Source organism: Methylomicrobium lacus, from assembly GCF_041897535.1.
GTDB classification, from domain to species: Bacteria; Pseudomonadota; Gammaproteobacteria; order Methylococcales; family Methylomonadaceae; genus Methylomicrobium; species Methylomicrobium lacus_A.
The window spans coordinates 1,049,500-1,062,027 of sequence record NZ_CP169217.1 but is presented as its reverse complement, the minus strand read 5'-3'; the positions used below and the strand labels follow the sequence as shown (position 1 = coordinate 1,062,027).

Sequence of the window (12,528 nt, the reverse complement as noted above, 5' to 3'; positions counted from 1 at the left end):
AACTAATCTAACCGGATCATCATGATTGAAGATTTGCGCATCTTAGGCCTGCTCGACTGGCTTCGGCATGACCTGTTGATGACGATAACGAGTTGCGAGCCGGCCTCCAGCGACGCCAGTTTCCGGCGCTATTTCAGGGTAAAGGGGCCCGAAGGCCAGTTTGTCGTGATGGACGCGCCGCCCGAGAAAGAAAACGTGGCGACATTCATCAAGGTCGATCATTTGCTGAAGGCGGCCGGCATGCACGTGCCCGAGGTCTTTGCGCAAAACCTCGATGAAGGCTTTCTCTTGCTCGAAGACTTCGGCAGCGTCGATTTTCTGAGCCGGGTAACGGCGGAGAATGCCGGGGCGATGTATCAGGACGCCTTGGACAGCCTGTTCCGCTTGCAGACGGGAACTTCGATAGCCTCCTGCGGTTTGCCAAGCTACGATCATGCGCTGTTGACCCGGGAGCTGGGTATTTTCGACGAGTGGTTCCTGGGGCAGCGGCTCGATATCGAGATGCCGTCCGAAATCCGCGGCGCGCTGCACGGGCACTTGATCGCCTCGGCGCTGGAGCAGCCGCGGATCTGCGTGCATCGGGATTATCATTCGCGCAATCTGATGGCGCTGGAAGCCAATTCGCCCGGCGTGCTCGATTTTCAGGACGCGGTGATCGGCCCGGTCACCTATGATCTGGTGTCGCTGCTCAGGGACTGCTACATCGCCTGGCCCGAGCGGCAGGTCGAAGACTGGATGAGCGGCTATTACCGCCGTCTGCTCGCTGCGCGGTTGATCGATTGCAGTCTGGAGCAGTTCCGGCGCTGGTTCGACTGGATGGGCATGCAGCGCCATCTGAAAGCGATCGGCATCTTTGCGCGCTTGAACCTGCGCGACGGCAAGCCCGGCTATCTGAAAGACATTCCGCGCACCTTGAACTACGTGCTCGCGCAGGCCGATGCCTATCCCGAGTTTGCCGAATTCGGCGAGTTTTTACGCGCCAAGGTTTTGCCGTTGCAGGAGGTCGCCGCATGAAAGCGATGATCCTCGCGGCAGGGCGCGGCGAAAGGATGCGCCCGTTGACAGATCACACGCCGAAGCCCTTGTTAAAGGTCGCCGGCAAGGCCTTGATCGAACATACGATCGCTCAATTGGTCGGCGCGGGCTTTACCGAGATCGTGATCAATCATGCGCACCTCGGCGCGCAGGTCGAAGCCGCGCTTGGCGACGGCGAGCGCTACGGCGCGCGCATCTTCTATTCGTCCGAAGGCGCGCAGGCGCTCGAAACCGCCGGCGGCATCATCCACGCGTTGCCGTTATTGGGCGATGAACCGTTCCTGGTCGTGAACGGCGATATTGCGACCGATTTTCCGTTTGCAACCTTGCATCGGGTGCCGGTCGATCTGGCGCATCTGATCCTGGTCGATAATCCGGAGCATCATGCCCAAGGCGATTTCGGCCTGGACGGCAAGGGCGGGGTGATCGAAAACGGCAAAGAGACATTTACCTTCAGTGGCATCGGGATTTACGACCCCGCCTTGTTCGCCGACACGCCGGCGGGCGTCAGCAAGCTCGGTCCGCTGCTGCGCCGGGCGATCGGCCTCCAGCGGGTGTCGGGGCAGAAATATGACGGGTTCTGGATGGATGTTGGAACTCCCGAGCGTTTAGCGACTCTTGATCTTTACTACTCACAAACAGGAGCAACCTCATGAGCGATCATATCTACAAGAAAATCGAGCTGACCGGCTCTTCGACCGTCGGCTTGCAGGACGCGATCGAGAACGCGGTTGCGCGCGCCTCGAAAACGATACAGAACATGCGCTGGTTCGAAGTGGTCGAAACGCGCGGCCAAATCGAAAACGGCAAGATCGCGCACTGGCAGGTCACGATCAAGGTCGGCTTTGCGCTGAACGAATAAAGTCGGAGATGAGTTGCCCGGAATCAACGGGCCTCCGGTAACGCGTTGCCCTTTCGCGCAATCAAACGACTTTGATTTCACGGGCGTGTCCCGCAAAACCGAGGGTATCGTAACGCGCCCGACACACCGCCACCGTGGCCAGGACAAGTCCATCCTGGCTATATGGGGCCGGGGTCTATGCTGCCCCAAAGCCAAACACCCGGAGTGCTGGTCAAAAGACATACGCGACTGGAATCCGGTCGGCGCTGTTGTCCTCAACCCCGACAAGGCGATGCGAGAAAACTTGAAGACAGCCGCGTGATTTTTGCGACAACTATCTTGAAAAACACCGCTCGACTGAGCAGCAATTGTTTAAAGATGTTTAAAAGTCGCCGCTTTTTCGTAGCCGTAAGCCCGCTTCAACACGCTTATTTCTTTTTATAAAAATTAGCGGTGTAGCAAGACATCAGCGCGCCCCTAACCATTGGGGCATCATTTTGTTTATAGAGCTGACTGTCCTTATCGTTCATGGTAGGCATAAGATTTTTGGTTTCGTCGGAAATATCGCCATTGCTAAAAACTGCATCGGCTACGCAATTACAGTAAGCGCTGGCCTGTTCTGTAGAGCGAGTGGCACTCTCCTGTTTTATGCAGCTATTAACGAAGACAGGCTTAACCTTGTAGGTATCGCTATTCTCTCCGCTACATGCTGACAAAGCGATACATAATGCCGCTATAAACACTAAAATTTTCTTATTCATTTCATTCCTTATTGTCGATTATTATTATGGAGAAATTGTATTCGCTTAGCGTTTATTTGCTGAACGTAATGTAACGCCGGTACGGCGAGTCCTGCTTCCAGGTGAAAGATTCGGTGTAGTAGTGCATCAAGCCCAGATAGCCCAACACGCCCAGGGTGACCGCCTTGCGAATCTCGATGCCGAACCAGTAGTTGGTGATCAGGCTGATTACGTGGTCGCCGTAGGCTTGCAGCACGAAGGCGAGGCCGAAAGACAGCGCCGGCAGCACGATGAAGCAGTGCACATGCCAGCTTTTGGCTTGACGGTAGAGCCAGTTTTGCGGTTGTTGATGGTGGCGGTTGTAATCGTGCGTCACGTAAAAGAAATAGGCGGTCGCATCATGCACCAGCCGGGGGCCGAGAATCGCCAGAAAATAATACTGCTGGATGAACAGATAATAACTGCTCAGGACCAGCAAGGTATTGGACCACAAAAACCATTTGCCGAATGCGGTCGCTACCAAGCGTTGGCAGTACACGGTGCCGAGCGCGAGCAGCACGCACAAATTGCCGGCGATCAGCTTGATCCATTCGACTTGGTCCGGCGTCAGTTTCGCTTGCAGAAAGATGCCGAGATATATCAGGAGTCCCGCGCCGACGCTGAGTCCAAGCAAGCCATAGAAATGCGGAGCCGGCAGTTTGCACAGCCCGCGCGCCAGGCCATGCTGCTGTTTCAGCACATGCAGGACGGTCCAGGCGGCGACCGCGACGTAAAACACATAATAAGGCAAAAACAGGCTGCCGATGCCGAAGACGGCCGCGAGGGCGAGCGTCATCCGGAAGATGCGGGGTTTATAAAGCTTCAAATAATCGCCGTTGCTGCACAACAAAATCGCGCTGGCGACGATGTGCGGCGTTCCGAACAAGATTTGATACAGCAAGAAATGACCGGTGTTGCTGGGCAGATTTTCTTTCAGAAAATCGTGCCAGAACCAGCCGTCGAACAACTGGAGCAGGACGCAGACCGGAATGATCAGATACAGCGCCAGGATCAGGCGGAAGGAAACGGCCAGCCGGGCCGGTGCTGGAAAATCTTGTGATGAAAGGATTTGGGCAGACATAAAAAACGATCCCGCATTGATTTACATGATGGTGGATGAATTCCTCAAGGGCATGAAGCGTGTAAACTCACTCAATGGCAAAGTAGGGCGGGAATGGCGGCGGTTCGATCCAGTCGGAATCGATGGACGCCATTCCCGCAGCTACGTTTCATTGAGCACTGATTTAGGGGTATTCTATACCAGACGGCCCCATAAATCGTAATCGTCGGCTTCTTCCAGCTCGACTTGCACTAGGTCGCCGACTTTAAGGTGCGTGGCGCCGTCGATATAGACCTGGCCGTCGATCTCCGGCGCATCGGCCTTGCTGCGCGCGACTGCGCCTTCCTCGACCACTTCGTCGACCAGGACGGTCTCGATTCGGCCGATCCGGCGCTGCAGACGGGCGGCGCTGATCTCGGCCTGATGCGCCATGAAACGGGCCAGGCGTTCTTCCTTGACCGCTTCCGGCACCGCATTCGGCAAATCGTTCGCGGCCGCGCCCTTGACCGGCGAGTAGGCGAAACAGCCGACCCGGTCGAGCTGCGCCTCGGTTAAAAATTGCAAGAGTTCCGCGAATTCTTCCTCGGTCTCGCCCGGAAAGCCGACGATAAACGTGCTGCGCAAGGTGATGTCTGGACAAACCGCGCGCCAGGCCTTGATGCGCTCCAGATTGTTCTGGGTGGCCGCCGGACGTTTCATCAGTTTCAGAATCCGGCTGTTCGCATGCTGGAACGGAATGTCCAGGTAAGGCAGGATTTTGCCTTCGGCCATCAACGGAATCACTTCATCGACATGCGGATAAGGATAGACATAGTGCATCCGTATCCAGATGCCGAGTTCGCCAAGCGCTTCGGCCAACTCGTAGAAACGGGTGCGCACCTGACGGCCTTTCCAGTCGAAAGGCTGATATTTCAAATCCAGGCCGTAGGCGCTGGTGTCCTGCGAGACGATCAGCAGTTCCTTCACGCCGGCCAATGCCAGGCGTTCGGCTTCGCGCAGTACGTCATCGACCGGCCGGCTGACCAGGTCCCCGCGCATCGACGGGATGATGCAAAAGGTGCAGCGGTGATTGCAGCCTTCCGAGATCTTCAGATAGGCATAATGCCGCGGCGTCAGTTTGATGCCTTGCGGCGGCACCAGGCTGGTGAAGGGGTCGTGCGGCGGCGGCAGATATTCGTGTACCGAGGCGATCACTTCCTCGAGCGCATGCGCGCCGGTCACTTTCAGGACTTCGGGGTGTCTCGCGCGAATTTCGCCTTCGCGGGCGCCGAGGCAGCCGGTCACGATCACCCGGCCGTTTTCGGCGAGCGCCTCGCCGATGCTGTCCAGCGATTCTTCGACCGCGGCGTCGATAAAGCCGCAGGTATTAACAACCACCAGGTCGGCGTCTTTATAAGTGGGCGAAATCGTATAGCCTTCGGATCGCAGCTTGGTTAAAATCCGCTCGCTGTCGACCAGCGCTTTCGGGCAGCCCAAGCTGATGAATCCAATATTTGGAGCAGTCATTCTTTTCTCATGAGTGTAAAACCTGCCTAGTTTATATGAGTGTTGGCGCGATGAAAAATTGAAAAGCTTGTTTTTTATAAAAAATGTGCGGAAGGCTGGCGGCCATCCGTTAAGCAAATCGTGGTCAAAATGGCTTGGGGCGGGGAGTCTGTGCGCATGTCCGACTTTACATTAACGACGCGTTGGTTGATTCCGGCGCCGGTCGATGCGGTCTGGAATTGCCTGGTCGCGACCGAGAACTGGCCGTCCTGGTGGCCGTATGTCGCGCGGGTCGAAGAAACGGCGGCGGGCGATGCCTCGGGCGTCGACAATGTCAGGCGCTATCTCTGGCGCACCTGTCTGCCTTATAATTTGGCGATCGATTTACGGGTGACGCGGCTGCGGCCTTGCCAGTCTATCGCGGTCGAGGTTTCGGGCGATCTGATCGGCAACGGCGTTTGCTCGCTAAGCTGTCAGGACAACGAGGCGGCGACCGAGTTGATCTTTGTCTGGGAGGTCTCGCTCGCCAAACCGTGGATGAAGAGGGTGGCTGGCGCGGCCCGGCCGCTGTTTATATGGAATCATCAGCGGGTGATGAAGAAGGGAGAGCAGGGCCTGATCCGCCATTTGGCAAGGCGTTGAGCATCATCTCGATAAAGTGGCGGCAAGCTTTTTTGCCGCATCAAAACGAATTATTATTTAATCATAAGATTTTAGTTGCCAAATCCTCAAAAGTCTTTATAATATGCAAAATCAATCGCGGGGTGGAGCAGCTTGGTAGCTCGTCGGGCTCATAACCCGAAGGTCGTAGGTTCAAATCCTGCCCCCGCTACCAAATAATTAAAAGGCTCATGCTGTCAAAGCATGAGCCTTTTTTTATGTCTGCCGATTTCCGATAAGCAAACAGAAAGCGCATTTCGGACGTAGTTCGATGCCGTATAGGATCTTTCGGTCGCCTTTGTTTTAGACATGGGAAGTTGCCCTCATAGACGGATTAATCGCGCAAAATGGGCGTCAATTGTGAGGCCCGAACCTTCCAGCCCGCCGGTGTTTTGAGCCAGAAGTGGGTATAGCGATACCGGCCGCCGAACTCGAAAGTGCCGAGATGGCCTTTCAGCGCCATAATGCCGATTTCCAACGCGGTATCGCCGATGACCGACACCGAGATATCCGAAACGCCGTGTTCGGTTAAACTAAAATCATCCCGGCGATAGCGGCCAACGGAAACGTCTTTATCGATCAGCGCGCCCGAAGGATCGATGCCGACGTCATCCTCAGTAATGTAGGGCGCCAGCGCATCGGCGTCCTTATCAAGTTCGATTTGAACGATTTTACGACTGATCGTTATGATTTCTAGTGCTTCGCTGTTCATCACCCTCAAACACCCAATAAAAAATTAAAGTCTTATATCCATCAGGCGTTGCCGCCTACTTTCTACTCCCTTTTAGCGCAACGCCTTTTCCCAGCGGCTTACCACGGCCGCTGCGATGCTGTTGCCCAGCACGTTCGTCGCGCTGCGCCCCATGTCCAGAACCTGATCGATGCCGAGCAACAGCAACAGGCCGGCCTCGGGAATGTGGAACATCGACAAGGTCGCGGCGATCACGATCAGCGACGCGCGCGGTACGCCGGCCACGCCTTTGCTGGTGAACAACAGTACCAGCAGCATCAAGAGCTGTTCGCCGAGCGGCATGTCGATGCCGTAGGCCTGGGCGATGAATAGCGACGCAAAGGTCATGTACATCATGCTGCCGTCGAGGTTGAACGAATAGCCCAGGGGCAGCACCAAACCGCAGACCTTTTCGTCGCAGCCGAAACGTTCGAGTTGCTGCAAAAGCTTCGGATAGGCGCTCTCGCTGCTGGCTGTGCCGAACGCGAGCAGCATTGGTTCGCGGATGTGGCGAAGCAGCGACGGCAGGCGGCGTCCCAAAAACACTAAACCGATACCGGCCAGCAGGCCGCTGAGCAGCAGCAACGCGAAATAAAATTCGCCGATGAATTTGCCGTAAGAAAGCAGCACCGTAATGCCGTTTTGCGCGACTACCGACGCGATCGCCGAGAATACCGCCACCGGGGCGTAATGCATCACGTAGCTGGTGATTTTCAGCATGATGTGCGCCAGCGAGTCGAGCAGCAGCACCATCGGGTGGGCCAGATCGCCCAATGCGGCCGAGGCCACGCCGAAGAAGATCGAAAATACGACGATCTGCAATATTTCATTGGCGGCCATCGCCTCGAAGATGCTTTTCGGAAACACGTGCGTCACGAAATTCTGCAAGGTCGGCTCGACCTCAGGCAGGCCGGTGGCGGCGCCTTCCGGCGGAAACGGAATGTGCAGCGAAATGCCCGGCTGAAACAGATTCACCAGCAGCATGCCGAGCAAAAGGCTCAGGATCGACGCCGAAAAAAACCACAGCATCGCCTTGAGGCCGATACGCCCGATCACCTGGATGTCGCCCATTTTTGCCATGCCGACCACCAGGGTCGCGAACACCAGCGGCGCGATGATCATCTTGATCAGGCGCAGAAAAATATCGGTCAGCACGGTCAATACCGTCACGACCTGCTGCAAGGCAGGATTCGGCTGAGGGCCGGCAAAGGCCAGATTCAAAAGCTCGCCGGCTACAATGCCGAGAATCAGCGCGACCGCGACATACAAGGTCTGGCGATTGGGTTTTTGTTCATGGTGATGCGTGTGGGGCGTCATGGGCATGTCCTTAATCGTTAATCTTTGCTTGGGCGGGGCTTTTGCGCCGGGATAGTTAGTCGGTTCATGGTTATCAACAAATTTAAGCCCTAAACCTTTTAGCTGTGCCTAAAGCATGAATTGAACCTAACAGAGTCGTACAGGGATCAGAATCGCCTGATAGGCAAGGACTGGTTACGATTATCTTGATAATTGGGGTGCTTTGAGAGGGCTGTAGGGATCAATGACCGCATTTCTTACTCGAAATGCTGGATCTGGATGATGAAAAGCGGATGAGGGCGAACGCAAAGGTAAGAGGGGCATTTCTTACGAACGCCATACCAGGGCTATAGCAAGCCACGCTCTATCTCATGCAGATAGATGAATTCAGGTGCTTTTACTCCAGCCTTTTTTCTGATTTCGACCAGCTCTGGCGACTCGAAGAAGCGCCGGGCATCGTCCAGCGAGGACCACGCGGAGAAGTGGACGATGTTGTTTGCGTCGTTGTCGTAGCGCAGCAATTGGTAGCTGATTTCTCCTGCTCGTTTTCTAATGTCTGCGGCCTGGTCAAAAACCGCTTTCCATGCCGGATAAGCCTCGACCTCATGAATGATTAAAACGTGTTGCATGTAAGCTCCGTTGATTCATAGCGTTAATGGTGAAACCCAAGGGCAGGCCGAAAGTGCGGCCTTTAGTTAGCCTGCCTTTTGGGTAGGCAGTGTTTTAATATGGCCGGCCGTCTTTGTGCGTTAATGACCACACCCCGTTCGCCAATTGGATGGCTTTCAGGTCGTCGTTGGGGTAATCGACTTCGTCGCCTTCGGTGCGATCCCCGATTTCGATATAAACAACCGGTTCGGCAGACCGGTTCACGAGTTGATGGCCTACGCCCGCGCCAGCCTTGAGTCCCATGCAGTCTCCCGGACTGAGCGGGTATTCCTTTTCATCGAGCAGCAGGGTAGGGGTGCCCTGCAGAATATAGATGAATTCATCCTGCTTCGAATGATGATGCAGGAGTGCAGAGATGGCGCCAGGAGCGAGTTCGGTCAGATTGACGCCGAAATGTGTCAGGCCGAAATGATCTCCCAGTTTTCTCTTGACTCTCCCTTCCACTAACGCGGCGAAGGGCTGGGGGTAGATTGTCTTTTTCTCCGGTGACGGAATGGATTTGGCGGGTACCGGCGTATGTTGCATTGCTACTATTTCCTTGCAAGTTGACGTTGTATGATGGGCAAAATGTCAGTGCGCATAATGCGCGTAAGCTTTTACGACTTTGCGGTCCGGGCCGAAATGCAGTACCTCGGCGGCCAAGCCCCGTGGACTCCTGTAATAAAGGGTGATGCTGTCGACCCCCGTCAGAAGCGCGAGCAATTCAAAGCGAAGATCCGGAATCAGCGCTAGCGCCTTCCTCCAGTAGGCGCCGACAGCCTCCTTGCCCTGTAGCGTGCCGGAGGGCTCGCCGGCAATCTGAGCGATGATCGGCGAAGACATCTCGAACTGATTCGAATAATGAGCGAGGATGCGGTCAATGTCGTGACTGTTCCAGGAGTCGATCCAGTCGTGTGCGAAGTGTTCTGCGAATTGTTTGTCTATCATCGTGATTTTATCATTGTTATTTCAAGATCGAATCGCAGGTTTCGACATTGGCGCTCACCGCAATGCTTTGGACATGCATGTCCGTGGCGCTGCTGCCAATTACGCAGTTTTCCCCGGCCGTGTATTCGATCCAGTCGTATTCGCCGTAAAGCGGTGCGGCCGGATAGTTGAAGGCGCCGGCCCAACCTTCGGCGGTGCTGTCCACCGGCCAGACGTTCATCATGACCTTGTGCAGCGAATCTGCCGCCTTGGGTGTGGGATGGAGCAGCGTGTCGTCCGCCTTATAGACCGAGATGCCATCGACAAACCATTCGATCCCGGTGGAAGTCCACTTGAAGCCGTAGTCGTGGAAATCGAGGGAAGCGTCGAACCCCGCATCGACCCTATGCTCATTGCCGCCGGCGTAGCTATCGTCGTTGGTCCAGTAATTCACCTGGAAGCGTGTGGTGTCGTAGCCCAGGAACTCGATGTCGATTTCGTTGTGCTGGCCATTGCCGCCGTTATCGTAGGGGCCGGCAAAGGTGAAAAACGAACTCACGACGCCGGACTGGGCCACCGGTTTGAAACGCGCCTCATAACAACCGTAGCCATAGAAGCCATTGCTTTGCAGGTTACCCGAAGAGTAAGGCATACCCAACGCCGCTACGTCGTCAAGACGGATGGACATCGTGCCATTGGCATGGGAAATGTGGTCGGCCAACCATGCATTGTAGAAAGGCGAGCCGTTGACCCAGCCGTCGGCCTTCATCCAGCGCGTAGCGTCGAAAGCGTTCAGGTCGTCGGTGAAGTCACCCTCTACGGTGGGCGTTTGGGCCAAGGCCGCCGTACAGGCCCCTGCCGTAACCGTTGCAACGATGAGCGCCCATGCGCCCGATACGTTTTTGTTCATGAGGGTCATCCGTTATTTGTATTTTTGAGAAAGAGGTGTTTCTGCGCTCGCCAACCGCATCACCAACATGCTCGGCGCCAGTTTTGTTGCGGGATTGCAAGAGTATAAGCCACGCTAAGAAAATTTAGTTGAAAAGAAGGGGGGCATAGGGGGCAACGTGTGAAGGTAAGCTGCGGAGCGCTATAGGTGCAGTAGTTTAAACCTAATCAGACAGTCTTTTACAGGGTCTCCACAAAATTGAGGATAGGTTCAGCCTGTTAGTATTGTTTTTATGGCGCCCTGAAATGATTTCGATCAGCGGGCAGAATACCGGAATCATGGTTCTCAAAACACGAATGAGATCCTAAGGGCAAAATTTTTGTCGTGTACAGCGATCCCTTGGTTGGTGTCGATAGCAAAGATTTCCAGCGCCTGTTCATGCAGAAACCTGTCGTCATCCTGTCATATTTTTTGGATAGTATTCCGGCAGCTTAGCTTTTCAGGCGTTATTGACGTAACAGACGTTTTTTCATCGATTCGAACACGTAACAAGGAAATTCCATCATGAAATGTTTCAAGAAACTCAGCATAGCGGCCGTGAGTTCGATCTTAACTACCGGTGTCGTGCAGGCAGCAGAACCTACCCCGGAGGATTGGTTCGACGCCGGGCGTCAAACCGTTATCGATGCCGAACATCTCAATCCTAACGAAAGACGGGCGAAAAATGTGATCCTGTTTGTCGGCGACGGCATGGGCGTTTCCACGATCACGGCTTCACGGATTTACGACGGCCAGCAAAAAGGCGGCCACGGCGAAGAAAATTCTTTGAGCTTTGAAAAATTCCCTTATCTGGCTCTGTCCAAGACCTACAGCGTCGACCAGCAAACGCCAGACTCCGCGCCGACGATGACAGCGATGGTGACCGGCGTTAAAACCATCGGCGATTCGATTTCGGTCGATCAAGATGTCGAGCATAGCGAGCCCGATGCCAACAAGATTAATGCGAATGCGCTCAAAACCATTCTGGAAAAGGCCAAGGAACAGGGGTTATCGGTCGGCGTCGTGTCTACCGCGCGTATTACGCATGCGACGCCCGCCGCGACCTACGCGCACACCTCTAATCGCGACTGGGAAGGCGATTCGGATAAACCGGCCGGCGCGACGGTTCCCGACATCGCATCGCAATTGGTCGATTTTGACATCGACGGCGGCATTAACGTAGCGCTCGGTGGCGGGCGGACGCGTTTTATTCCCAAAACCGCGACCGATCCAGAATACGGCGTTGCCGGTAAGCGTAAGGACGGACGCGACCTGACGGCCGAATGGGTTAGTAAACACCAGAATGCTCAGTACGTCTGGAATAAAGACCAGTTCGATGCGATCGATCCGAAAACCACCGATCACCTGCTGGGACTTTTCGAGCCTTCCCACGTCCATTATGAAGCCGATCGTGTCGCACACGACAAGGCGGGCGAACCCTCGCTGACGGAAATGACGGTCAAAGCTCTCGATATTCTCAAAAAGAATAAAAAAGGTTACTTCCTGATGGTTGAAGGCGGCCGTATCGATCATGCCCACCATTCCGGAAATGCCTATCGGGCACTGACCGATACCCAACAATTGGCCGCCGCGGTACAGGCTGCGGCAGAGAAAACCAGTGCCAAGGATACCTTGATCATCGTAACCGCCGACCATAGTCATGTCTTCACGATCGGAGGTTACCCGCAACGCGGCAATCCTATCTTGGGCTTGACTCAAGGCGTAGGCTCGGATATTCCTGACGTTGATTTGCTCGGTTTGCCGTACACCACGTTGAATTATGCCAACGGCACCGGCTATACCGGCAAGTCAGATCTGCAACTGGAAGGCTCAAAATCATTCAACGCGACAGACGGATCATGGTCATCGGGTAGCGAAGGCCACAATCCAAAATCTTTTGAGCCGGCCACCGGACGTCCTACGCTCACCAATGACCTGGTACAAAATCCGAATTATCTACAGGAAACGATTATCCCGCTTGCCGCGGAAACGCACGCCGCCGAAGACGTCGCGATTTTTGCCAGAGGTCCCAAAGCGCATTTGTTTCACGGCGTGATGGAGCAGAACGTGATTTATCATGTGATGGCAAGAGCCTTGGGATTTGACAAACACGGCTCGGGAAAGGGCGCCGGAAAATGA

14 protein-coding genes and 1 tRNA gene are annotated in these 12,528 nt (G+C 55.0%); 6 read left to right on the top strand and 9 right to left on the bottom strand.

What is annotated here, in order from left to right:
• Positions 1-21: 21 nt before the first annotated feature.
• From ACEPPP_RS04640 to ACEPPP_RS04630, 3 genes are read left to right on the top strand one after another with little or no spacing between them, the layout of a single operon-like run.
• On the top strand, positions 22-1,014 hold the full coding sequence (locus ACEPPP_RS04640; protein ID WP_374089878.1) for an aminoglycoside phosphotransferase family protein: 993 nt from the start codon (positions 22-24) through the stop codon (positions 1,012-1,014).
• A complete protein-coding gene (gene murU, locus ACEPPP_RS04635; RefSeq protein WP_374089877.1) occupies positions 1,011-1,691 on the top strand; it encodes an N-acetylmuramate alpha-1-phosphate uridylyltransferase MurU in 681 nt (226 codons plus the stop codon). Before ACEPPP_RS04640 ends, murU begins: the two co-directional genes overlap by 4 nt.
• Positions 1,688-1,897, top strand: a complete 210-nt coding sequence (locus ACEPPP_RS04630) for a dodecin (protein WP_326499837.1) — start codon at positions 1,688-1,690, stop codon at positions 1,895-1,897. The genes murU and ACEPPP_RS04630 overlap by 4 nt, the downstream gene beginning before the upstream one ends.
• 407 nt (positions 1,898-2,304) lie before the next feature.
• Here ACEPPP_RS04630 and ACEPPP_RS04625 read toward each other — a convergent pair whose 3' ends face one another.
• From ACEPPP_RS04625 to rimO, 3 genes are all read right to left on the bottom strand, one after another.
• Positions 2,305-2,637 (bottom strand): hypothetical protein, encoded by a 333-nt coding sequence (locus tag ACEPPP_RS04625; RefSeq protein ID WP_374089876.1) that lies wholly within the window; start codon positions 2,635-2,637, stop codon positions 2,305-2,307.
• 52 nt (positions 2,638-2,689) lie between these two features.
• The gene (locus ACEPPP_RS04620; RefSeq protein ID WP_374089875.1) at positions 2,690-3,736 is read right to left on the bottom strand and encodes a hypothetical protein; all 1,047 of its coding nucleotides are present in this window, start codon (positions 3,734-3,736) and stop codon (positions 2,690-2,692) included.
• Between the two features lie 174 nt (positions 3,737-3,910).
• A complete protein-coding gene (rimO, locus tag ACEPPP_RS04615; RefSeq protein ID WP_374089874.1) occupies positions 3,911-5,221 on the bottom strand; it encodes a 30S ribosomal protein S12 methylthiotransferase RimO in 1,311 nt (436 codons plus the stop codon).
• 156 nt (positions 5,222-5,377) lie between these two features.
• Between rimO and ACEPPP_RS04610 the strand changes: the two genes are divergently transcribed.
• Together ACEPPP_RS04610 and ACEPPP_RS04605 are read left to right on the top strand one after the other, a co-directional pair.
• A complete protein-coding gene (locus ACEPPP_RS04610) occupies positions 5,378-5,842 on the top strand; it encodes an SRPBCC family protein (RefSeq protein ID WP_374089873.1) in 465 nt (154 codons plus the stop codon).
• Between the two features lie 116 nt (positions 5,843-5,958).
• Positions 5,959-6,035: transfer RNA gene (locus tag ACEPPP_RS04605), tRNA-Met, on the top strand.
• A 159-nt stretch (positions 6,036-6,194) separates the two neighbouring features.
• On the opposite strand, the gene ACEPPP_RS04600 is transcribed toward ACEPPP_RS04605, so the two are convergent.
• The 6 genes from ACEPPP_RS04600 to ACEPPP_RS04575 all read right to left on the bottom strand — a co-directional run bounded on the left by ACEPPP_RS04600 (position 6,195) and on the right by ACEPPP_RS04575 (position 10,299).
• Entirely contained in the window at positions 6,195-6,572 is a 378-nt protein-coding gene (locus ACEPPP_RS04600; protein ID WP_374090889.1) for a nuclear transport factor 2 family protein, read from the bottom strand.
• Between the two features lie 72 nt (positions 6,573-6,644).
• On the bottom strand, positions 6,645-7,907 hold the full coding sequence (locus ACEPPP_RS04595; RefSeq protein WP_374089872.1) for a dicarboxylate/amino acid:cation symporter: 1,263 nt from the start codon (positions 7,905-7,907) through the stop codon (positions 6,645-6,647).
• Between the two features lie 326 nt (positions 7,908-8,233).
• Positions 8,234-8,515, bottom strand: coding sequence for an antibiotic biosynthesis monooxygenase (locus ACEPPP_RS04590; protein WP_374089871.1), 282 nt, complete (start codon positions 8,513-8,515; stop codon positions 8,234-8,236).
• 94 nt (positions 8,516-8,609) lie between these two features.
• A complete protein-coding gene (locus ACEPPP_RS04585; RefSeq protein WP_374089870.1) occupies positions 8,610-9,080 on the bottom strand; it encodes a cupin domain-containing protein in 471 nt (156 codons plus the stop codon).
• Between the two features lie 45 nt (positions 9,081-9,125).
• Positions 9,126-9,482, bottom strand: a complete 357-nt coding sequence (locus tag ACEPPP_RS04580) for a nuclear transport factor 2 family protein (protein WP_374089869.1) — start codon at positions 9,480-9,482, stop codon at positions 9,126-9,128.
• Between the two features lie 16 nt (positions 9,483-9,498).
• On the bottom strand, positions 9,499-10,299 hold the full coding sequence (locus ACEPPP_RS04575; RefSeq protein WP_374089868.1) for a family 16 glycosylhydrolase: 801 nt from the start codon (positions 10,297-10,299) through the stop codon (positions 9,499-9,501).
• A gap of 615 nt (positions 10,300-10,914) precedes the next feature.
• On the opposite strand from ACEPPP_RS04575, the gene ACEPPP_RS04570 reads away from it, so the two are divergent.
• Positions 10,915-12,528 (top strand): alkaline phosphatase, encoded by a 1,614-nt coding sequence (locus ACEPPP_RS04570; RefSeq protein ID WP_374089867.1) that lies wholly within the window; start codon positions 10,915-10,917, stop codon positions 12,526-12,528.

Bases quoted from the DNA above. Each gene is read 5' to 3' on its own strand.
- ACEPPP_RS04585 (WP_374089870.1), bottom strand. From the start codon at position 9,080: ATGCAACATACGCCGGTACCCGCCAAATCCATTCCGTCACCGGAGAAA.
- ACEPPP_RS04625 (WP_374089876.1), bottom strand. From the start codon at position 2,637: ATGAATAAGAAAATTTTAGTGTTTATAGCGGCATTATGTATCGCTTTG.
- ACEPPP_RS04595 (WP_374089872.1), bottom strand. From the start codon at position 7,907: ATGACGCCCCACACGCATCACCATGAACAAAAACCCAATCGCCAGACC.
- ACEPPP_RS04630 (WP_326499837.1), top strand. From the start codon at position 1,688: ATGAGCGATCATATCTACAAGAAAATCGAGCTGACCGGCTCTTCGACC.
- rimO (WP_374089874.1), bottom strand. From the start codon at position 5,221: ATGACTGCTCCAAATATTGGATTCATCAGCTTGGGCTGCCCGAAAGCG.
- ACEPPP_RS04590 (WP_374089871.1), bottom strand. From the start codon at position 8,515: ATGCAACACGTTTTAATCATTCATGAGGTCGAGGCTTATCCGGCATGG.
- murU (WP_374089877.1), top strand. From the start codon at position 1,011: ATGAAAGCGATGATCCTCGCGGCAGGGCGCGGCGAAAGGATGCGCCCG.
- ACEPPP_RS04570 (WP_374089867.1), top strand. From the start codon at position 10,915: ATGAAATGTTTCAAGAAACTCAGCATAGCGGCCGTGAGTTCGATCTTA.
- ACEPPP_RS04580 (WP_374089869.1), bottom strand. From the start codon at position 9,482: ATGATAGACAAACAATTCGCAGAACACTTCGCACACGACTGGATCGAC.
- ACEPPP_RS04610 (WP_374089873.1), top strand. From the start codon at position 5,378: ATGTCCGACTTTACATTAACGACGCGTTGGTTGATTCCGGCGCCGGTC.
- ACEPPP_RS04640 (WP_374089878.1), top strand. From the start codon at position 22: ATGATTGAAGATTTGCGCATCTTAGGCCTGCTCGACTGGCTTCGGCAT.
- ACEPPP_RS04620 (WP_374089875.1), bottom strand. From the start codon at position 3,736: ATGTCTGCCCAAATCCTTTCATCACAAGATTTTCCAGCACCGGCCCGG.
- ACEPPP_RS04600 (WP_374090889.1), bottom strand. From the start codon at position 6,572: ATGAACAGCGAAGCACTAGAAATCATAACGATCAGTCGTAAAATCGTT.